This is a genomic window from Escherichia sp. E2586, assembly GCF_005781105.1.
Taxonomy (GTDB): Bacteria; Pseudomonadota; Gammaproteobacteria; order Enterobacterales; family Enterobacteriaceae; genus Escherichia.
Genome location: NZ_VATN01000004.1, coordinates 390,774 through 411,112, shown reverse-complemented (window position 1 = coordinate 411,112; position 20,339 = coordinate 390,774). Strand labels below are relative to the sequence as shown.

The 20,339-nt window shown below is 50.9% G+C and carries 18 protein-coding genes; 7 read left to right on the top strand and 11 right to left on the bottom strand.

All coding sequences use genetic code 11. The features are described 5' to 3' along the window. Positions 1 to 3: 3 nt before the first annotated feature. The 8 genes from rseP to rpsB form a co-directional block, all read right to left on the bottom strand. On the bottom strand, positions 4 to 1,356 hold the full coding sequence (gene rseP / locus FEK50_RS05050; RefSeq protein ID WP_131161217.1) for a sigma E protease regulator RseP: 1,353 nt from the start codon (positions 1,354 to 1,356) through the stop codon (positions 4 to 6). A gap of 11 nt (positions 1,357 to 1,367) precedes the next feature. Further along, positions 1,368 to 2,225, bottom strand: coding sequence for a phosphatidate cytidylyltransferase (gene cdsA, locus FEK50_RS05045; RefSeq protein WP_130205024.1), 858 nt, complete (start codon positions 2,223 to 2,225; stop codon positions 1,368 to 1,370). A gap of 12 nt (positions 2,226 to 2,237) precedes the next feature. Continuing rightward, positions 2,238 to 2,996 carry a (2E,6E)-farnesyl-diphosphate-specific ditrans,polycis-undecaprenyl-diphosphate synthase gene (gene ispU, locus FEK50_RS05040; protein ID WP_112014149.1) on the bottom strand — a complete coding sequence of 253 codons (759 nt, stop codon included), beginning with the start codon at positions 2,994 to 2,996 and terminating at the stop codon, positions 2,238 to 2,240. Between the two features lie 188 nt (positions 2,997 to 3,184). Further along, entirely contained in the window at positions 3,185 to 4,381 is a 1,197-nt protein-coding gene (ispC, locus tag FEK50_RS05035) for a 1-deoxy-D-xylulose-5-phosphate reductoisomerase (protein ID WP_131161218.1), read from the bottom strand. 92 nt (positions 4,382 to 4,473) lie between these two features. Then, complete coding sequence (frr, locus tag FEK50_RS05030; protein WP_000622419.1) at positions 4,474 to 5,031, bottom strand: ribosome recycling factor; 558 nt, start codon at positions 5,029 to 5,031, stop codon at positions 4,474 to 4,476. A 291-nt stretch (positions 5,032 to 5,322) separates the two neighbouring features. Next, on the bottom strand, positions 5,323 to 6,048 hold the full coding sequence (gene pyrH, locus FEK50_RS05025; protein ID WP_000224573.1) for a UMP kinase: 726 nt from the start codon (positions 6,046 to 6,048) through the stop codon (positions 5,323 to 5,325). 146 nt (positions 6,049 to 6,194) lie between these two features. Further along, on the bottom strand, positions 6,195 to 7,046 hold the full coding sequence (gene tsf, locus FEK50_RS05020) for a translation elongation factor Ts (protein WP_000818112.1): 852 nt from the start codon (positions 7,044 to 7,046) through the stop codon (positions 6,195 to 6,197). 258 nt (positions 7,047 to 7,304) lie between these two features. Continuing rightward, positions 7,305 to 8,030, bottom strand: a complete 726-nt coding sequence (rpsB, locus tag FEK50_RS05015) for a 30S ribosomal protein S2 (RefSeq protein WP_000246884.1) — start codon at positions 8,028 to 8,030, stop codon at positions 7,305 to 7,307. 367 nt (positions 8,031 to 8,397) lie between these two features. Between rpsB and map the strand changes: the two genes are divergently transcribed. The 4 genes from map to FEK50_RS04995 all read left to right on the top strand — a co-directional run bounded on the left by map (position 8,398) and on the right by FEK50_RS04995 (position 13,593). Continuing rightward, on the top strand, positions 8,398 to 9,192 hold the full coding sequence (map, locus tag FEK50_RS05010) for a type I methionyl aminopeptidase (protein ID WP_001018190.1): 795 nt from the start codon (positions 8,398 to 8,400) through the stop codon (positions 9,190 to 9,192). Positions 9,193 to 9,371: 179 nt separating this feature from the next. Beyond that, on the top strand, positions 9,372 to 12,044 hold the full coding sequence (gene glnD / locus FEK50_RS05005; RefSeq protein ID WP_131161219.1) for a bifunctional uridylyltransferase/uridylyl-removing protein GlnD: 2,673 nt from the start codon (positions 9,372 to 9,374) through the stop codon (positions 12,042 to 12,044). 30 nt (positions 12,045 to 12,074) lie between these two features. Continuing rightward, positions 12,075 to 12,899, top strand: a complete 825-nt coding sequence (dapD, locus tag FEK50_RS05000; RefSeq protein ID WP_001186656.1) for a 2,3,4,5-tetrahydropyridine-2,6-dicarboxylate N-succinyltransferase — start codon at positions 12,075 to 12,077, stop codon at positions 12,897 to 12,899. A 307-nt stretch (positions 12,900 to 13,206) separates the two neighbouring features. After that, positions 13,207 to 13,593 carry a DUF3461 family protein gene (locus FEK50_RS04995; RefSeq protein WP_000272188.1) on the top strand — a complete coding sequence of 129 codons (387 nt, stop codon included), beginning with the start codon at positions 13,207 to 13,209 and terminating at the stop codon, positions 13,591 to 13,593. Positions 13,594 to 13,681: 88 nt separating this feature from the next. Here FEK50_RS04995 and cdaR read toward each other — a convergent pair whose 3' ends face one another. The 3 genes from cdaR to dgt form a co-directional block, all read right to left on the bottom strand. Further along, positions 13,682 to 14,839 carry a DNA-binding transcriptional regulator CdaR gene (cdaR, locus tag FEK50_RS04990; protein WP_130205014.1) on the bottom strand — a complete coding sequence of 386 codons (1,158 nt, stop codon included), beginning with the start codon at positions 14,837 to 14,839 and terminating at the stop codon, positions 13,682 to 13,684. 154 nt (positions 14,840 to 14,993) lie between these two features. Continuing rightward, on the bottom strand, positions 14,994 to 16,421 hold the full coding sequence (gene degP / locus FEK50_RS04985) for a serine endoprotease DegP (protein WP_130205012.1): 1,428 nt from the start codon (positions 16,419 to 16,421) through the stop codon (positions 14,994 to 14,996). Positions 16,422 to 16,550: 129 nt separating this feature from the next. Beyond that, on the bottom strand, positions 16,551 to 18,068 hold the full coding sequence (gene dgt / locus FEK50_RS04980; RefSeq protein ID WP_131161220.1) for a dGTPase: 1,518 nt from the start codon (positions 18,066 to 18,068) through the stop codon (positions 16,551 to 16,553). Between the two features lie 83 nt (positions 18,069 to 18,151). Between dgt and mtnN the strand changes: the two genes are divergently transcribed. Genes mtnN through FEK50_RS04965 form a run of 3 tightly spaced genes read left to right on the top strand, consistent with a single transcriptional unit; the run spans position 18,152 to position 20,304 of the window. Further along, a complete protein-coding gene (gene mtnN, locus FEK50_RS04975) occupies positions 18,152 to 18,850 on the top strand; it encodes a 5'-methylthioadenosine/S-adenosylhomocysteine nucleosidase (RefSeq protein WP_064525028.1) in 699 nt (232 codons plus the stop codon). After that, positions 18,843 to 19,643, top strand: a complete 801-nt coding sequence (btuF, locus tag FEK50_RS04970) for a vitamin B12 ABC transporter substrate-binding protein BtuF (RefSeq protein WP_131161221.1) — start codon at positions 18,843 to 18,845, stop codon at positions 19,641 to 19,643. Before mtnN ends, btuF begins: the two co-directional genes overlap by 8 nt. A gap of 37 nt (positions 19,644 to 19,680) precedes the next feature. After that, positions 19,681 to 20,304: a TRIC cation channel family protein gene (locus tag FEK50_RS04965; protein WP_064525034.1), complete on the top strand. Its 624-nt coding sequence runs from the start codon at positions 19,681 to 19,683 to the stop codon at positions 20,302 to 20,304. Positions 20,305 to 20,339: the final 35 nt, after the last annotated feature.

Below are 20,339 nucleotides of genomic sequence, written 5' to 3'. Positions count from 1 at the left end.
CTCTCATAACCGAGAGAAATCATTGAAAAGTGCAAGCCCCATTAACAGCACCAGCAGAATCGAGCCAATGCGATAACAAAAGTCTTGAACCCGCTCGGATACCGGTCCGCCCTTGATCTTTTCGATCGCAAGGAACAGCAGATGCCCCCCGTCAAGTACGGGCAACGGAAACAGGTTAATTATCCCTAAGTTCACGCTAATAAGCGCAAGGAACGGCAGGTAATAAACAACCCCGAGTTCCGCTGTCATCCCAGCCCCCTTGGCGATAGAGATCGGCCCACTGAGGTTGTTCAGTTTCACATCACCGGTGATCAATTTCCCCAGCATACTGACCGTCAGCTTCATCAATTGCCACGTTTTGTCCGTGGCCTCAACGATGGCGTTGAACGGTCCATACTGGCGTACAACTTTATACTCGTCTGGCAAAGGAATGACTTTCGGCTCAATGCCGGCAAAACCAATCGCTTTACCCTTACCCGGTTTGCTCTCCGGGATTAATGTCAAAGACAAGGGACTCCCCTGTCTTTCGATATCTAACGCTAATGGTTTATCCGGGTTATCCCGGACAAGCATCACAAACGTCAGCCATTGCGTTAATGGCTGACCATCGACTTTAACGATCCTGTCGCCTGCTTGCAAACCCGCCTTACTTGCCGCTGAGTTTGGTGACACATTTTCCAGTACAGGTTCAATTTGCGGACCACGAGGGCGAATTCCCAAAGAAGATACCGGATCTTCCTTATCAGGCTCAAACGCCCAGTTTCGCAAATCAAGCTTTACATCTCGTCGTTGATCGCTGCCAAAAGGTGCCACCGTAAGGGTGGTGCTTTCGTCGCCGATTTTGTCAACCAGTTGTAAGCGCACGGCATCCCAATCAGGCGTTTCGATACCATCTACAGCTTTTAGTTCCGTGCCAGGTACAATTTGTGCTTGTCCGGCAATCGAGTTGGCTGATATTTCACCAACAACAGGACGAACGCCGGGAACACCAATGATAAAAACCAGCCAGTAAGCAAAGATAGCAAAAATGAAGTTTGCAACCGGACCTGCGGCGATTATCGCTGCACGCTGGCCAACAGTTTTATTGTTGAAGGCATGGTGGCGAAGTTCCGGAACAACCGGTTCTGCGCGTTCATCCAGCATTTTGACATAACCGCCCAGGGGGATCAGGGCGATGACATATTCGGTGCCGAGTTTGTCAGTGCGGCGCCAGAGCGCCTTACCAAAACCTATTGAGAAACGCTCAACGCGAACACCACTGCGCCGGGCAACCCAGAAATGACCAAATTCATGCACGGTGATAAGCACACCCAGTGCAACAATGAACGAAGCCAAATCCCAGAGAAAACTCAGCATAATACCTTCCGTTAAAGCGTCCTGAATACCAGCAACAACAGGCAAGCAAAGACCGGCACCGCAGCCGTCAGGCTATCAATACGATCTAAAATACCACCGTGTCCTGGAATTAAATGACCGCTGTCCTTAATTCCTGCTTCGCGCTTAAACATGCTCTCAGTTAAGTCGCCGAGCACAGAAGCTAACGCTGCGACAATGGAGCAAATGAGTAAGGTGACGGGTGCGACGTCGAGATTCGCCCACATACCATAACCCCATGAGATTACTGCTGCGGTCGCGAGTCCGCCAATAAAACCTTGCCAGGTTTTACCCGGAGAAACCTTCGGCGCCAGCTTATGTTTGCCAAATAATTTGCCAAACATATATGCCCCTGAGTCAGCTCCCCAGACCAGGATCATGACATAGAGCAGCCATATCGCGCCACTGTAATGATTCTCGTCATAGTGCCAGGCACGTAACGTCAGCATGCCCCAAAAGAAAGGCACAATGGTTAATACACCGAAAATAATGCGTAACGTTTTAGAGTTGCGCCAGATTGCCGCCGAACCGGGGTAAAATAGCACCAATAATAACGCAACACCCCACCAACCAAGCGAAGCCCAAAGTGAGACTTCAACCAGTGGTTGATGAATATTCCGATGATATTCCGGCAATAGAAAAAGCATCAGCGCCAGCAATAACCCGCACAGCACCGCCAGCCATACCCGCTGCGAGCGAGTGGTAAAACCGCTAAGCTGTCCCCATTCCCACGCCGCCAGCATACAAACTACCAGCGTTACAATGGCGAACCCCACCGGCGGCAACAAAAACAGCGCCGCGATGACTACGGGTATTAAAACAAAAGCAGATATCAGGCGATACTTCAGCAAAAGCGACCCCCATCAGGCTGTTTCATCACCGGGCTCGGTGCCGCCGAAACGACGCTCACGATTAGCAAAGGCATTTAACGCCCCTTCAAAGTCTTGTTCATCGAAATCGGGCCAAAGAACATCTGTAAAGTAAAGTTCGGCATAGGCAATTTGCCAAAGCAAAAAGTTACTAATGCGATGCTCCCCCCCAGTCCTAATTACTAAATCTACAGGGGCCAGTTCATGCATACAGACATGCTGGTTAAGCATCTCTTCATCTATCTGATCCGGTTGCAGGTTTCCTTGCTGCACCTTTTCAGCCAGTTGCCTGACTCCCTGGGCAATATCCCAACGTCCACCGTAGTTCGCCGCAATATTTAGCGTCAGACCGGTATTCCCGGCAGTTAACGCTTCAGATTTACGAATACGTTCTTGCAAACGCGAGTTAAAGCGACTGGTATCGCCAATAATACGCAGACGCACGTTATGTCGGTGCAGGCTTTTTACTTCGCTATCAAGCGCCCACACAAACAGTTCCATTAACGCACTGACTTCCTGCGCTGGTCGGTTCCAGTTTTCACTACTAAAGGCATACAGCGTTAACGCCTCAATACCGTTGTTGGCCGCAAAAGAGACAGCCCGGCGGACGGATTTTGCCCCGGCTTTATGCCCAAAGGCACGAATCTTCCCTTGCTTTTTTGCCCAGCGACCATTGCCGTCCATAATGATCGCAACATGGCGACAGCCATGTGCTGGCAATTTTTCGCTAAGTGGTTGAGTAGCAGACAACATCACGCGTTTTTTATTCCCTGATAGGGTTTACGGTACTCAGGAATACTGAAGCCTATACAAAAAAAAGCCGTGTAAAACCACGGCATATCTGACCTTACAAAGCCAACTACTGACGATCAGATGGCGCAGACTATATCACTGAAGCCCTACGCTAACAAATAGCACGACTCTCTGTAGCCGGATTATCCTCAGCTTGCGAGACGCATCACCTCTTTTCTGGCGACCTCACGCGCATTGGCATCAACAGACAACACATCGTCCACACATTGTGGTTCGCGCATATCCATTTTTTCCAGCACGGATAAATTCAACGCGGCGATATCCGTAAAGCGGATTTGTTGCGCAAGAAAGGCTGCAACAGTGATTTCGTTTGCAGCATTCAATGCGGTCGTCGCTGCCTGGCCCTGTTCGAACGCCTTCATCGCCAGTTTCAGGCATGGATAACGCTCATAATCTGGTGCGGCAAATGTCAACGCACTTAGTTTGCAAAAATCGAGCGGCTTCACGCCAGAGTTCACGCGATTCGGCCATGCCATGGTGTGGGCAATTGGCGTACGCATGTCGGGTTCGCCCAGTTGCGCCAGAACGCTGCCGTCCTGATAACGCACCATCGAGTGAATCACTGACTGCGGGTGAATTAGCACTTCCATCTGGCTGGCGCTGGCGTTAAACAACCAGCGAGCTTCAATGTATTCCAGACCTTTGTTCATCATGGTAGCCGAATCGACAGAAATTTTACGTCCCATCGACCAGTTCGGATGACGGCATGCTTGATCGGGCGTCATTGTTGCCAAATCGCGCAAGGGCGTCTCACGGAAAGGGCCACCAGACCCGGTAAGTAAAATGGACACCACGCCATTTTGCTCAAGGTCAGCGTATCCCAGATTATGCTGAATAGGTTGCGGTAAACTCTGAAAAATGGCGTTGTGTTCGCTATCGACCGGTAATAACTGTGCTTTACTCTGCTTTACTGCGTCCATAAACAGACGTCCGCAGGTGACCAGTGATTCTTTGTTTGCCAGCAGGATGGTTTTACCGGCGCGGATCGCGGCAAGGGTAGGTAACAGGCCAGCAGCGCCCACAATCGCCGCCATCACCTGATCAACATCTTCAAGCGCCGCCATATCGCAGGCAGCTTGTTGCCCGCTTAAGACTTCGGTGCGGCTACCCTGTTGCTGTAGCATCGTTTTAAGAAGTTTCGCACTCGCTTCATCGTCCATAACGGCATAGCGGGGAGAGAACTCCAGGCACTGTTCTACCATGCGAGTGACATTTTTGCCTGCCACCAGCGCAACTACGCGGAAGTGTTCGGGATTATGGCGCACCACGTCCAGCGTGCTGCAACCAATCGAGCCGGTCGAGCCCAGAATGGTGAGTTGCTTCATGAAACATCCAGAGTTGAGACAGAATAAAAAGCAAAACGCCGCCAGCCGATCCGCAAGGATCTACTGAGCGGCGTTTTTTGTCGTTCAAGAAATCAGAACTGCATCAGTTCTGCTTCTTTGTCTGCCAGCGCCGCTTCAATTTTCTTGATTGCAGCATCAGTCAGTTTCTGTACATCGTCCTGAGAACGGCGATCGTCGTCTTCGCTGATCTCTTTTTCTTTCAACAGTGCTTTCACTTTGTCGTTCGCATCACGACGCACGTTACGTACTGCAACACGCGCCTGTTCAGCTTCGCCACGAACGATTTTGGTCAGATCTTTACGACGCTCTTCCGTCAGCGGCGGCAGCGGAACACGAATGTCGCTACCCGCAGAGTTCGGGTTCAGGCCGAGATCGGACGCCATAATCGCTTTTTCAACGGCCGGAGACATTGAACGGTCAAACACGTTGATTTTCAGAGTACGGGAATCTTCTACCGTTACGCTTGCCAGCTGACGCAGCGGCGTTGGCGTGCCGTAATATTCCACGACAATGCCATCCAGCAGGCTGGGAGAAGCACGACCCGTGCGTATTTTGCTGATTTGGGTTTTGAACGCTTCAACGCATTTGTCCATGCGTACTTCAGCATCTTTTCTGATATCGCTAATCACGTTACGAATCCTTGAAAACTTGTCTCAGTCAGACCAGACAGTCACACACAGTGGAAGTGTGCTAAGTATAGCCCTGATTAAACATATTACGGGTAATTGTCTGGATTATTAGGCTATTTTATTTGCCATTTTGGCCCCGGGCAGTGCTCGCCATCCTCACGTACTTATGTACGCTCCGGTTGCTGCGCGCTGGCCGTGACCAGACTGCCTGCAACAATAACGCCTTATAACCAGACTTACGCCCCCGCGATACTTATGCGGAATCTTACCCTTATTTATCCATCACGGGAATTATTCCGTGATTAATGTTCCTTCTTTTTCACCCATTACCACACGGCGCAGTGCACCCGGTTTGTTCATGTTGAAAACACGAATCGGTAATTTGTGGTCACGAGCCAGCGTAAAGGCCGCCAGGTCCATGACTTTCAGCTCTTTTTCCAGCACTTCGCTGTAAGTCAGCTGCTCATACATAGTTGCAGTTGGATCTTTCGCTGGATCAGCGGTAAACACACCATCAACTTTGGTCGCTTTCAGCACCACATCGGCTTCAATTTCGATACCACGCAGGCAAGCTGCGGAGTCAGTGGTGAAGAATGGATTACCCGTACCGGCGGAGAGGATCACCACACGGTTGTTACGCAACAGGCTGATTGCTTCTGCCCAGCTGTAACTGTCGCACACGCCATTCAACGGAATAGCGGACATCAGACGAGCGTTCACATAGGCGCGGTGCAGTGCATCACGCATTGCCAGACCGTTCATTACGGTAGCCAGCATCCCCATGTGGTCGCCCACAACGCGGTTCATACCCGCTTTCGCCAGACCAGCGCCACGGAACAGGTTACCCCCACCAATCACCACACCAACCTGAATACCTAGTTCAACCAGCTCTTTAATTTCCTGAGCCATGCGATCCAGTATGCTTGCATCAATACCGAAGCCTTCCGTGCCCTGCAGAGCTTCGCCACTCAACTTAAGCAGAATGCGTTTATAGACGGGTTTTGCATTGGTAGCCATGTTTCTTTCCTGAGACTGTCAACGATTGAAATGAATTAATACTAGCGACATTGTACGTCGCTTTTCAGCGCAGCCCCATAAGGGTTAGCTGAATTTACAAGATGGGCGCAAAAAGAAGCCGCCCTCAGGCGGCTCCTTTTCGATAATTAAGACTGCTTGGACATCGCAGCAACTTCTGCTGCAAAGTCAGTCTCAACTTTCTCGATGCCTTCACCTACTTCGAAGCGGATGAAGCCAGTCACTTCAGCGTTATGCTCTTTCAGCAGCTGACCAACAGTTTTTGCCGGTTCCATAACGAACGGCTGACCGGTCAGAGAAACTTCGCCGGTGAATTTCTTCATGCGGCCTTCAACCATTTTCTCTGCGATTTCTTTCGGCTTACCAGACTGCATCGCGATGTCCAGCTGTACCTGGTATTCTTTCTCTACCACTTCAGCGGATACGTCTTCTGGTTTGATGAATTCTGGTTTGCTTGCAGCAACGTGCATAGCGATGTGTTTAACCAGCTCTTCGTCAGCGCCTTTAGCAGCAACCAGAACGCCGATACGCGCACCGTGCTGATAAGAACCCAGAACGTCGCCTTCCAGTGCAGCAACGCGGCGAATGTTGATGTTTTCACCAATTTTCGCTACCAGCGCAACACGTTCTTCTTCGAACTGTGCTTTCAGAACTTCAACGTCAGTGATTTTGCCAGCTACAGCTGCGTCCAGAACTTTGTCTGCGAACGCCTGGAAACCAGCGTCTTTCGCTACGAAGTCAGTCTGGCAGTTAACTTCCAGAATGATGCCGTAGTTGCCGTCGATTTTGGTTTTGATCACGCCGTCAGCAGCAACGTTGCCTGCTTTTTTCGCTGCTTTAATAGCACCGGACTTACGCATGTTTTCGATTGCCAGCTCGATGTCGCCGTTAGCTTCAGTCAGTGCTTTTTTGCAATCCATCATGCCTGCGCCAGTACGCTCACGCAGCTCTTTTACCAGGGATGCGGTAATTTCAGCCATTCTAAAATCCTCGGAGATGTGATCTGCCCGGCGTTAAACCGCACAGATATAAAAGTGAAAAAGGGGGCCATATGCAGGCCCCCTAACCAAACGTGTACTACCTGGTCTATAAGGGCTCTCCCCCCTTCATATTTCGCGCCGTAGATGCGTTGTCTTCGCTCGCTCATCCCGGTCACTTACTGATGTAAGCTCCCGGGAATTCTCGAGCTTGCCGCCTTTCTGCAACTCGAACTATTTTGGGGGAGTTATCAAGCCTTATTACTCAGCTTCTACGAAGCTTTCTTCCGCCTGGGAAGCCAGATCCTGAGAACGGCCTTCACGTACGGTTGCAGCAACAGCGCCCAGGTACAGGGTCACAGCACGGATTGCGTCGTCGTTACCCGGGATAACGAAGTCAACACCGTCCGGATCAGAGTTGGTATCAACGATAGCAAATACCGGAATACCCAGGTTGTTTGCTTCTTTGATAGCAATGTGTTCGTGGTCAGCATCGATTACAAACAGAGCGTCCGGCAGACCGCCCATGTCTTTGATACCGCCCAGGCTGTTTTCCAGTTTCTCCAGCTCACGAGTGCGCATCAGCGCTTCTTTCTTGGTCAGCTTTTCGAAAGTACCGTCCTGAGACTGAGTTTCCAGGTCTTTCAGACGTTTGATGGACTGACGAACGGTTTTCCAGTTAGTCAGCATACCGCCCAGCCAGCGATGGTTCACGAAGAACTGGTCGCAGCTCAGAGCAGCGTCTTTCACCGCTTCGCTTGCAGCGCGTTTAGTACCAACGAAAAGGATTTTACCTTTGCGAGAAGCAATCTTGTTCAGTTCAGCCAGAGCTTCGTTGAACATCGGTACAGTTTTCTCAAGGTTGATGATGTGAACTTTGTTACGCGCACCGAAGATGAACGGCTTCATTTTCGGGTTCCAGTAACGGGTCTGGTGACCGAAGTGAACACCAGCCTTGAGCATGTCGCGCATGGAAACAGTTGCCATGATTAAAACCTCTATATAAAAGTTGGGGTTATGCCTCCACGTATCCCATATTACCGACCCCAAAGGGCACCCCGGAATATGTGCCGATACGTGTGTGTTGTTACACAAAGTGAGATTGTCGCTTCCGTCCAGTCTGTGTATACGAAATGGATCGGAAGTCCGGCGCGCTTTATACCACAAATACGTTGCGGACACCAATAATTGTTGGCGCTGTGTACAGCACCAGACGATGAATTTTCTATTATAGAAAACGTTCAGTGGCACGTTTGGCGAAATTCAGAATGATTCTCAATTTGCCCGGGTGTGATACCATTGACAGCACTTACATATATATTGTCGGTATCACCGACGCTGATGGACAGAATTAATGGCTATCTCAATCAAGACCCCTGAAGATATTGAAAAAATGCGCGTCGCTGGCCGCCTGGCTGCCGAAGTGCTGGAGATGATCGAACCCTATGTTAAACCGGGCGTCAGCACCGGCGAGTTGGATCGCATCTGTAATGATTACATTGTTAATGAACAACACGCGGTTTCTGCCTGCCTCGGCTATCATGGTTATCCGAAATCTGTTTGCATCTCTATTAATGAAGTGGTGTGCCACGGTATTCCGGACGATGCCAAGCTGCTGAAAGATGGCGACATCGTTAACATCGATGTCACCGTTATTAAGGATGGTTTCCACGGCGATACCTCGAAAATGTTTATCGTCGGTAAGCCAACCATCATGGGCGAACGCCTGTGCCGCATCACACAAGAGAGCCTGTACCTGGCGCTGCGTATGGTGAAACCAGGCATCAATCTGCGCGAAATCGGTGCAGCGATTCAGAAATTTGTCGAAGCAGAAGGCTTCTCTGTCGTTCGTGAATATTGCGGGCACGGTATTGGTCGCGGCTTCCATGAAGAACCGCAGGTGCTGCACTATGACTCCCCTGAAACCAACGTCGTGCTGAAACCAGGGATGACATTCACTATCGAGCCAATGGTCAACGCGGGTAAAAAAGAGATCCGCACCATGAAAGATGGCTGGACAGTAAAAACCAAAGATCGCAGCTTGTCTGCACAATACGAGCATACTATTGTGGTGACTGATAACGGCTGCGAAATTCTGACGTTACGCAAGGATGACACCATCCCGGCGATAATCTCGCACGACGAATAAGAGGAAGACAAACGCAAAAATGCCTGATGCGTCCGACCTTCTCCATTTGCAAGGAGTTGTAGGCCGGATAAGGCGTTCACGCCGCATCCGGCATGAACAAAGCGCACTTTGTCAACAATCTGAAGCCGGCGAATGCCGGCTTTTTTAATGTGATAATGTAATCTTATGGGTGGCGCACGATGAATACCCTTCCAGAACAGTACGCAAATACCGCTCTCCCCACCCTGCCCGGTCAACCGCAAAATCCATGCGCCTGGCCCCGTGATGAATTAACTGTCTGTGGGATAAAAGCCCATATTGATATTTTCCAGCGTTGGCTGGGTGATGCCTTTGATAGTGGGATCTCCGCTGAACAATTGATTGAAGCCCGCACTGAATTTATCGACCAGCTCTTGCAACGGTTATGGATTGAAGCAGGATTCAGCCAGATCGCCGATCTGGCGCTGGTCGCCGTCGGTGGCTATGGTCGTGGCGAGCTGCATCCGCTTTCAGACGTCGATTTACTGATCTTAAGCCGTAAAAAACTTCCGGACGATCAGGCACAAAAAGTGGGCGAGCTGTTAACGCTGCTCTGGGATGTGAAGCTGGAAGTCGGTCATAGCGTGCGCACGCTTGAAGAGTGCTTACTGGAAGGATTATCAGATTTAACCGTCGCAACCAACCTGATCGAATCCCGCTTGTTAATTGGCGATGTAGCGCTATTTCTCGAACTGCAAAAGCATATTTTCAGCGAAGGATTCTGGCCGTCCGATAAGTTTTACGCGGCGAAAGTTGAAGAACAAAACCAGCGCCACCAGCGTTATCACGGCACCAGCTACAATCTTGAACCAGATATCAAAAGTAGCCCCGGCGGCTTGCGCGATATCCACACTCTGCAATGGGTGGCCCGCCGTCATTTTGGCGCAACATCACTCGATGAAATGGTCGGATTTGGTTTCTTAACGTCTGCGGAACGTGCAGAGCTAAATGAGTGTTTGCATATTCTCTGGCGAATTCGCTTCGCCCTGCATTTGGTGGTCAACCGTTACGATAATCGCCTGTTATTTGATCGCCAGCTTAGCGTTGCCCAGCGTCTGAATTACGGTGGCGAAGGTAACGAGCCTGTCGAACAGATGATGAAGGATTATTTTCGCGTTACGCGCCGCGTTAGCGAACTTAACCATATGCTATTGCAACTGTTCGACGAGGCTATCCTCGCCCTCCCTGCCGACGAAAAACCGCGACCAATAGACGATGAATTTCAGCTACGCGGCACGCTTATCGATCTGCGCGATGAAACGCTATTTATGCGCCAACCAGAAGCGATATTACGCATGTTCTATACCATGGTGCGCAACAGTGCGATCACCGGCATTTACTCCACCACACTGCGCCAGTTACGTCATGCCCGTCGCCATCTGCAACAACCGCTGTGCAATATTCCGCAAGCGCGAAAGCTATTTTTGAGCATTCTGCGTCACCCTGGTTCGGTGCGTCGTGGACTGTTACCGATGCATCGCCATAGCGTGCTCGGTGCCTATATGCCGCAATGGTCGCATATCGTCGGGCAGATGCAGTTTGACCTGTTCCACGCCTACACGGTGGATGAACATACTATTCGCGTGATGTTGAAACTGGAGAGTTTTGCCAGTGAAGAAACGCGCCAGCGCCATCCGTTGTGTGTGGATGTCTGGCCGCGATTGCCGTCACCTGAGCTTATCTTTATCGCCGCACTGTTTCACGATATCGCCAAAGGGCGCGGCGGCGACCACTCTATACTCGGCGCACAAGACGTAGTGCATTTTGCCGAGCTCCACGGGCTGAACTCGCGCGAAACGCAACTGGTAGCCTGGCTGGTTCGCCAGCACTTGCTGATGTCGGTCACCGCCCAACGCCGCGATATTCAGGACCCGGAAGTCATCAAGCAATTTGCCGAAGAAGTGCAAACGGAAACCCGGCTGCGCTATCTGGTATGCCTGACAGTGGCCGATATTTGCGCCACCAACGAAACACTATGGAATAGCTGGAAGCAAAGCCTGCTGCGCGAACTCTATTTCGCCACCGAAAAACAGCTACGACGCGGGATGCAAAACACGCCGGATATGCGCGAACGGGTTCGCCATCACCAGCTTCAGGCGCTGGCGCTGCTGCGCATGGACAATATCGACGAAGAGGCGTTACACCAGATTTGGTCACGTTGTCGCGCCAACTATTTTGTCCGCCATAGCCCAAATCAACTGGCCTGGCATGCGCGCCATTTATTACAGCATGATTTAAGCAAGCCGCTGGTATTGCTTAGTCCGCAAGCCACACGCGGCGGAACGGAGATATTTATCTGGAGTCCGGACCGCCCCTATCTGTTTGCTGCCGTCTGTGCCGAATTAGACCGCCGCAATTTAAGCGTTCACGACGCACAAGTTTTCACCACTCGCGACGGTATGGCGATGGATACCTTCATCGTGCTGGAACCAGATGGCAGCCCGCTGTCCGCTGATCGCCATGAAGTCATTCGTTTTGGACTTGAGCAGGTACTGACGCAAAGTAGCTGGCAGCCACCACAGCCGCGTCGTCAACCGGCAAAACTACGTCACTTTACTGTTGAAACCGAAGTGACGTTTTTGCCTACCCATACCGACCGAAAATCATTCCTTGAGCTTATCGCTCTCGACCAACCTGGACTACTGGCCCGAGTTGGGAAAATTTTTGCCGATCTGGGAATTTCGCTTCATGGCGCTCGAATTACAACCATTGGCGAGCGAGTAGAAGATTTATTCATAATCGCCACCGCTGATCGGCGCGCACTTAATAACGAGTTGCAGCAGGAAGTGCATCAGCGGTTGACAGAGGCCCTCAATCCAAACGATAAAGGGTGATGTGTTTACTGATATGAAAAGAGTTTAACAATGCAGCAGTTACAGAACATTATTGAAACCGCTTTTGAACGCCGTGCCGAGATCACGCCAGCCAATGCAGACACCGTTACCCGCGAAGCGGTAAATCAGGTGATCGCCCTGCTGGATTCCGGCGCACTGCGTGTAGCGGAAAAAATTGACGGTCAGTGGGTGACGCATCAGTGGTTGAAAAAAGCGGTGCTGCTCTCTTTCCGTATTAATGATAATCAGGTGATCGAAGGGGCAGAAAGCCGCTACTTCGATAAAGTGCCGATGAAATTCGCTAACTACGATGAAGCGCGTTTCCAGAAAGAAGGCTTCCGCGTAGTGCCACCAGCGGCAGTGCGTCAGGGCGCATTTATCGCCCGTAATACCGTGCTGATGCCATCTTACGTCAACATCGGCGCATACGTTGATGAAGGTACGATGGTTGATACCTGGGCCACTGTCGGTTCCTGTGCGCAGATTGGTAAAAACGTCCACCTGTCTGGCGGTGTAGGCATCGGCGGTGTACTGGAGCCGTTGCAGGCTAACCCGACCATTATTGAAGATAACTGCTTCATCGGCGCACGTTCTGAAGTCGTTGAGGGCGTGATTGTCGAAGAAGGTTCCGTCATTTCCATGGGCGTATACATCGGTCAGAGCACCCGTATTTACGACCGTGAAACCGGCGAAATCCATTACGGTCGCGTACCGGCAGGTTCTGTGGTGGTATCCGGCAACCTGCCGTCGAAAGATGGCAAATACAGCCTCTACTGTGCGGTTATCGTTAAGAAAGTTGACGCGAAAACTCGCGGTAAAGTTGGTATTAACGAACTGCTGCGTACCATCGACTAAAAGTATGCACACGGGCAGCACGACGCTGCCCGTTTGCTTTCTGGCTCAGATTAATTCGTCCTACTCATTCTTCCCCTTTTTTAAATACTTTTTCATCTTGTTTCGGACTGTCGTGTAATTCGCAAAACGAAGATAAATGTGCTAATCCATCCCCTGGAATATCGCCAGAATAAAGCAGGTAATTTTTTGATTTTTACGCCATGATAGAAGTCTGGAAAAAAGGCTTTCTGCGATCACAGTCGAGCCGGGCGGGCCAGGCCAAATGCTAAGATAAGCACAATTTACTGACTCATTTTGAGGTAACGCTATGTACGACAATCTGAAAAGTCTGGGTATTACCAATCCTGAAGAAATTGATCGTTACAGCCTCCGGCAGGAAGCCAACAACGATATTCTGAAAATCTATTTTCAGAAAGACAAAGGCGAGTTTTTCGCTAAGAGCGTGAAGTTTAAATATCCGCGCCAGCGCAAAACAGTGGTCGCCGATGGTGTGGGTCAGGGTTATAAAGAAGTGCAGGAGATCAGCCCGAATCTGCGTTATATCATTGATGAGCTTGATCAAATCTGCCAGCGTGACCGCAGTGAAGTTGATCTTAAACGTAAGATCCTCGACGACTTACGTCACCTGGAGTCAGTAGTAACCAATAAGATCAGCGAGATTGAAGCCGATCTGGAAAAACTGACGCGTAAATAATCCCGAACAGACAGTTAGCTCGGGCAATCCCCTCTTCCCTTCGGGGTGAGGGGAACAAGCCAGCGCCGCCTCGACCTTAACGCGTAACCTACCGCTCTTCATCCAGTTGCAACGCAACATACAGCAGCAACCTGTCATCAAAATTGCCCAAATCCAGCCCGGTCAGTTCCGATATACGATTAAGCCTATACTCCAGAGTATTGCGATGGATAAACAGCGCCTTTGACGTTGCCAGCGGCTGCACATTATGGCGAAACCACGCTGCCAGCGTCCGCCGCAGCAAGCCATTATTATCCATCGCTTTTAGCCGTGCCAGAGGACGCGCCAGTTCGTTGGCTTGCCAGTCGCCACGCAAACTGTCGAGTAATACTGGCAGTATCAGATCCTGATAAAAATAGCAGCGACTTTCTGGCATCCGCTGTTTACCCACGACCATCGTTGTTTTCGCCGTACGATAAGAACGCGCAATACTGCCAGCGCCGGTAAAATAATTGCCCAGTGACACGCGAAAACGCAGCTGACCGTACTCCTTCATACGAGTAATAAGTTGCTCTACTCGCTTACGATGGTCTTCCGCATCCCAGCGCCCAAACGTATTCAACGCCGGTTTCAGCACTACCATTTCGGTTAGCGAGACTATCGCCACCAGATTGTTGCGTTCCGGCGTGGTGAGTGCATTTTGCAGTTGCTGTAGTTCCGCCATCGCGCTGTCCACGCCAAGCTGGCCGCTATCGACCTCGACAATGGCCACCACACGGGGTTGATTGAGATCGATACCCAGTCGTTGCGCCCATTCGGTTAACGCTGGCGTATTTTCTTCAGCCTGAATCAGATGCATGACTAACTCTTCACGCAGTCGGCTATCCTGCGCCAGCAGGTGCATCAACCGCGACTGTTCCAGCATCATCTCCGCCGTCATACAGACCAGTTCACCATATTTGCGCAAATGCTCCGGTTCACCGGTCAGGCCGATAACGCCGACAATCTCGCCTTCCAGCCGTAACGGCAGGTTAATCCCCTGACGTACACCGTGCAGATGGCGCGCTACCGCATCATCGATATCGACCACCCGCCCTTGCGACAGTACCAGTAATGCACCTTCGTGCAATTCACCAATACGCTCACGATCGCCGCTGCCGATAATCCGCCCGCGAGCATCCATTACGTTGATATTGGTATCGATGATGCGCATGGTACGCGCCACGATATCCTGCGCCATTTTGGTATCAAGATGCCAGCCAGCCATAAGCCCTCCGTTGTGCACGGTTTAGCATAAGGAAGTACGCAACGCACAGCATTGTGCAAATGCACAAAGGACGACGGAGAAATATGGAGTTGTGGAGGGGGTCACAAATTGAAAAGAGAACCCCTTCCCGTTTGCAGGAAGGGGTTGAGGGAGATTACTGCATTAACAGGTAGATGGTGCTATCGCCGCGCTGAATGTTCAGCGCCAGCACTGACGGCTTGCTGTCGAGAACTTTACGCAGTTCAGCGATGTTTTTCACTGTCTGCTGGTTCGCGCCAATAATCACATCACCTTTTTTCAGGCCAATCTGCGCAGCCGGAGTACCGGTTTTCACGTTGTTCACGACCACGCCCTGATCTTTGCCTTTGTTGCTCATTTCAGCGCCTTCAATGCCGTTGAAGATAGAGCTGGAATCAACCTGATTCTGGCTGCTCTGCTGCAGTTCCAGATTCACGTTGACCTGCTTACCATCGCGCAGCAAGCCCAGGGTCAGTTTGCTGCCCACCGGCATAGTACCCACCTGAGCACGCAGCGCGGCAAAGCTGCTGATCGGCTTACCGTTCAGTGAGGTGATCACATCACCCGCTTTAATCCCCGCTTTTGCAGCAGAAGAGTTCGGCAGAACCTGGCTTACGAAAGCGCCACGCTGGGCGTCAACTTTCATTGCTTTCGCCAGCTCAGAGTTCAGCTCGGTCCCCATAATGCCCAACTCGCCGCGTTTCACCTGGCCGTATTCCACCATCTGCGAGGTCAGGTTTTTCACCATGTTGCTCGGGATAGCAAAACCGATACCGATGTTACCGCCGTCTGGTGCAAGGATCGCGGTGTTGATACCGATCAGTTCACCGTTCAGGTTAACTAGCGCACCACCGGAGTTACCCCGGTTGATTGCTGCGTCCGTCTGGATGAAGTTTTCGTAGTTTTCGGCGTTCAGACCGCTACGCCCCAGTGCAGAGACGATACCGGAAGTTACCGTCTCGCCCAGACCAAACGGGTTACCAATTGCGACGGTGTAATCACCCACGCGCAGCGCATCGGAATCCGCCATCTTAATCGCGGTCAGGTTTTTCGGGTTCTGGATCTGGATCAGCGCGATATCAGAGCGCGGATCTTTGCCGACCATCTTCGCGTCGAACTTACGGCCATCGCTCAGTTGAACTTTAATGACCGTCGCATTATCGACAACGTGGTTGTTAGTCACGACATAGCCTTTATCGGCATCAATGATGACGCCAGACCCCAGCGCCATGAATTTTTGTTGCTGGCCACCGCCGTTACCACCTTGTCCACCACCCTGACAGAACGGGGAGCTCTGGAACGGAGAACCTTCCTGGCAGAACGGGGAATCATCACCGAAGAACTGCTGGAAATTACGCGGCATACGCGGCGTATTAACGGTTGTGCTACCTTCTACGTTAATGCTGACCACTGAAGGCATCACCTTTTCGAGCATCGGTGCAAGGCTTGGCATCTGCTGGGCTGTCGTTGCTGAAGAAGTCTCAGCCGCCGTTGCAGAGAGCGGAGATAACGCCAAACCTAAACTCAGAGCCAGTGCACTCAGTGCTAATGTGGTTTTTTTCATGTATTTCAGTCTCGATTAACAGATAACGCAAAATTGCTGTGTTCTTCAGATTCGTTTTATAGCGCGAAGTTCCGAACTAAAGTTTCTGCAAAAAGTAAAAATTTATTGTCCGTCTTTACAAAAGCCTGGTTATTGTTCTACGGCCATCAGACGTCGGTATTCATCCCACGCATAAAGGTCTGTCATACCGCTGATATAATCCTGTAACAGCCGGCAGCGGTAATAATATTCCCATAGCGGAAGCTCAGGTGAATCTGACGATAATTTACTGACAGCCTCAACATAGGCCAACCGATGGCGCGTTGAGAGCTTATGGAATAAACGCGTTTCAATGGGGAAACGTTTCACACGCTCTTTTTCAACAAGTTCGGTAAAGTCTGATAACGACATGTTTAACAACGGTCGATATATCTCTAATAAACCGCTAATCACCCGGTAGCCCTGCAATTCAAGCTGCTCGACATCTGGATGGCTAAACACATGTTTTACAGCGACATTTTTATATAATTTCAGCAACTGGCTACATTCGCTGGCATCCTCTAACAGTGCATGATTAAAGGTTCCGGCAAAAATTGCAGGTAAGTTATCAATAAATCGTTGTGCCGCATACGGCACCAGTTTATTTAAGGTATTTACGCGTAAATACATAAAAAACTGATCTTCCGTGCTACGACTTAAGCTATTTGAGCGCGATTTTTCCCAGGCATTTTCTACCACCTGCGCAAACAGAGAACCGTTCTCATGCTGGCCCCACGCTTCATGCAGATGATGATAAAGCTGTTCAACGGTAAATATTCTTTTTTCTACCGCATCTTCAAGATCAGCCACACAATAAGATATATCGTCGGCCGCTTCCATAATCCACGTTAATGGGAAGCGACTGTAAAGTGCTAAATTAAGTTCTTTACGTAAACGCGCAATATAGAATTCTTCAGAAAGGTAGTAGCCCGGCTTTTTCATTAAATAATCGTGAGTCTCGGGCGTTTCGCCACGCCACCACGCCGGACGGGTATATTTTAAAATACCGCCGACCTGAGCCCAGGTAAGATTCATCCGCATCAATGTATGCACCAGACGAATACCCTGTGCATTACCTTCAAAATGACATAAGTCCTGACGAATTTTTCGCCGCAGCTCGTTAAGTGACTCCTCCCCTTCCCTCAATCGCAACGCCGCCACGCTACAGCGATCGTCGGTTAATGGCTGGCTTTCGGCATCCGCCGGGTACAAACGCTGACGGAACCAGTCATTAATGGCTGCCTCGCCAAAATGACCAAACGGCGGATTTCCTATGTCATGCATCAGGCACGACATTTCGACAATGCTTTCAAACGGCCCGGTCAACTCGTCCAGACCGTAAGCCTCCAGCAATTTAAGCTCTTTCAGGCGGCTTAAAATCTCTTTAGCGATATAACGCCCCACCTGCTGAACTTCTATAGAATGGGTAAGACGCGTGCGCACGGCAGCATTGCGCTCAAGTGGGAAGACCTGGGTCTTTTGTTGCAGACGGCGAATCGCCGGGGAGTTGATAATACGCCCGCGATCGCTCTCGAAGATCCGCAGGATCTCATGTTCAGTTTTAACGCCCTGCGGTGAACGATAACGACGATGCCAGTTTATTTTATTTCGGAAATCAATCTGTGCCATGTCCTCTCCCGCGTGAGAAATACGCTTCCCCTCAAGCGCATGATAAACTATGCCTTCAAATCGAGCTTATCGCGAGTAAATCTATGAAAATCGGCATCATTGGTGCAATGGAAGAAGAAGTTACGCTGCTGCGTGACAAAATCGAAAACCGTCAAACTATCAGCCTGGGCGGTTGCGAAATCTATACCGGCCAACTGAACGGAACCGAGGTTGCGCTTCTGAAATCAGGCATTGGTAAAGTCGCAGCGGCGCTGGGTGCAACTCTGCTGCTGGAACACTGCAAGCCTGATGTGATTATTAACACCGGTTCCGCGGGTGGCCTGGCGCCAACGCTGAAAGTGGGCGATATCGTTGTCTCGGACGAAGCACGTTATCACGACGCGGATGTCACGGCGTTTGGCTATGAATACGGTCAACTGCCTGGCTGCCCTGCAGGCTTCAAAGCTGACGATAAACTGATCGCTGCCGCCGAGTCCTGCATTGCCGAACTGAATCTTAACGCTGTACGTGGCCTGATTGTTAGCGGCGACGCTTTCATCAACGGCTCTGTTGGTCTGGCGAAAATCCGCCACAATTTCCCGCAGGCCATTGCAGTAGAAATGGAAGCGACGGCTATCGCTCACGTTTGCCACAATTTTAACGTCCCGTTTGTGGTGGTGCGCGCCATCTCTGACGTCGCCGATCAACAGTCTCACCTTAGCTTCGACGAGTTCCTGGCCGTTGCTGCCAAACAGTCCAGCCTGATGGTTGAGTCACTGGTGCAGAAACTGGCTCATGGCTAAGTCACTCTTCAGGGCGCTGGTCGCCCTGTCTTTTCTTGCGCCACTGTGGCTCAACGCCGCGCCGCGTGTCATCACACTTTCCCCCGCTAACACCGAACTCGCATTTGCCGCCGGGATCACGCCGGTAGCGGTCAGCAGTTATTCCGACTATCCGCCAGAAGCACAGAAAATAGAGCAGGTTTCCACCTGGCAAGGGATGAATCTGGAACGTATTGTGGCGCTAAAACCCGATCTGGTCGTAGCCTGGCGCGGGGGTAACGCCGAGCGGCAAGTTGACCAGCTTGCTTCGCTGGGAATAAAAGTGATGTGGGTCGATGCGACAAGCATTGAACAAATTGCCGATGCGTTACGTCAACTGGCCCCGTGGAGCCCGCAACCTGACAAGGCCGAGAAAGCCGCGCAAACCTTGCTGGAACAGTATGCGCAACTCAAAGCTAAATTCGCCGATAAGCCTAAAAAACGTGTTTTCTTACAATTCGGCATTAATCCGCCGTTCACCAGCGGAAAAGAGTCGATTCAGAACCAGGTACTGGAAGTTTGCGGTGGAGAAAACATCTTTAAAAACAGCCGCGTTCCCTGGCCGCAGGTTAGCCGCGAACAGGTATTAGCACGCGCGCCACAGGCAATTGTCATCACTGGCGGATCGGACCAAACTCCTAAAATCGAGCAATACTGGGGTGAACAGCTCAAAATTCCCATTATTCCTCTCACAAGTGACTGGTTTGAACGTGCAAGCCCACGTATTATCCTCGCTGCACAACAACTCTGTAATGCGCTTTCACAAGTGGATTAGCGCCTGACCTTTTCAGGTGCTCAGTGGGGATTGAACAATGCTCGTCTATTGGCTGGATATAGTCGGCACAGCGGTATTTGCCATCTCCGGCGTTTTACTTGCCGGAAAATTGCGTATGGACCCTTTTGGCGTCCTGGTATTAGGCGTGGTTACCGCGGTAGGCGGTGGAACCATTCGCGACATGGCGCTGGATCACGGTCCGGTATTTTGGGTGAAAGATCCCACCGATCTGGTCGTTGCAATGGTAACCAGCATGCTGACGATCGTCCTGGTACGCCAGCCAAGACGCTTGCCGAAATGGATGCTGCCGGTGCTGGATGCTGTTGGGTTGGCAGTCTTTGTTGGCATTGGCGTCAACAAAGCCTTTAATGCGGATGCGGGTCCATTGATTGCGGTATGTATGGGTGTTATTACGGGCGTTGGCGGCGGGATCATTCGCGATGTACTGGCGCGCGAAATCCCCATGATTTTACGTACAGAAATCTACGCAACAGCCTGTATTATCGGCGGTATTGTCCACGCTACGGCTTATTATACGTTTTCCGTCCCGTTAGAAACGGCCAGTATGATGGGGATGGTGGTAACGCTATTGATTCGACTGGCAGCTATCCGTTGGCATCTTAAACTGCCGACGTTTGCGCTGGATGAGAATGGGCGTTAAAGAGAGTAGATGTGCCGGATAGTTTATCCGGCACA

What these genes read in the sequence shown, in the direction of transcription:
- map (WP_001018190.1), top strand. Translation starts at nt 8,398, where the DNA reads ATGGCTATCTCAATCAAGACCCCTGAAGATATTGAAAAAATGCGCGTC.
- ispU (WP_112014149.1), bottom strand. Translation starts at nt 2,996, where the DNA reads ATGTTGTCTGCTACTCAACCACTTAGCGAAAAATTGCCAGCACATGGC.
- ispC (WP_131161218.1), bottom strand. Translation starts at nt 4,381, where the DNA reads ATGAAGCAACTCACCATTCTGGGCTCGACCGGCTCGATTGGTTGCAGC.
- tsf (WP_000818112.1), bottom strand. Translation starts at nt 7,046, where the DNA reads ATGGCTGAAATTACCGCATCCCTGGTAAAAGAGCTGCGTGAGCGTACT.
- degP (WP_130205012.1), bottom strand. Translation starts at nt 16,421, where the DNA reads ATGAAAAAAACCACATTAGCACTGAGTGCACTGGCTCTGAGTTTAGGT.
- dgt (WP_131161220.1), bottom strand. Translation starts at nt 18,068, where the DNA reads ATGGCACAGATTGATTTCCGAAATAAAATAAACTGGCATCGTCGTTAT.
- FEK50_RS04965 (WP_064525034.1), top strand. Translation starts at nt 19,681, where the DNA reads ATGCTCGTCTATTGGCTGGATATAGTCGGCACAGCGGTATTTGCCATC.
- rseP (WP_131161217.1), bottom strand. Translation starts at nt 1,356, where the DNA reads ATGCTGAGTTTTCTCTGGGATTTGGCTTCGTTCATTGTTGCACTGGGT.
- mtnN (WP_064525028.1), top strand. Translation starts at nt 18,152, where the DNA reads ATGAAAATCGGCATCATTGGTGCAATGGAAGAAGAAGTTACGCTGCTG.
- dapD (WP_001186656.1), top strand. Translation starts at nt 12,075, where the DNA reads ATGCAGCAGTTACAGAACATTATTGAAACCGCTTTTGAACGCCGTGCC.
- rpsB (WP_000246884.1), bottom strand. Translation starts at nt 8,030, where the DNA reads ATGGCAACTGTTTCCATGCGCGACATGCTCAAGGCTGGTGTTCACTTC.
- btuF (WP_131161221.1), top strand. Translation starts at nt 18,843, where the DNA reads ATGGCTAAGTCACTCTTCAGGGCGCTGGTCGCCCTGTCTTTTCTTGCG.
- FEK50_RS04995 (WP_000272188.1), top strand. Translation starts at nt 13,207, where the DNA reads ATGTACGACAATCTGAAAAGTCTGGGTATTACCAATCCTGAAGAAATT.
- glnD (WP_131161219.1), top strand. Translation starts at nt 9,372, where the DNA reads ATGAATACCCTTCCAGAACAGTACGCAAATACCGCTCTCCCCACCCTG.
- pyrH (WP_000224573.1), bottom strand. Translation starts at nt 6,048, where the DNA reads ATGGCTACCAATGCAAAACCCGTCTATAAACGCATTCTGCTTAAGTTG.
- cdaR (WP_130205014.1), bottom strand. Translation starts at nt 14,839, where the DNA reads ATGGCTGGCTGGCATCTTGATACCAAAATGGCGCAGGATATCGTGGCG.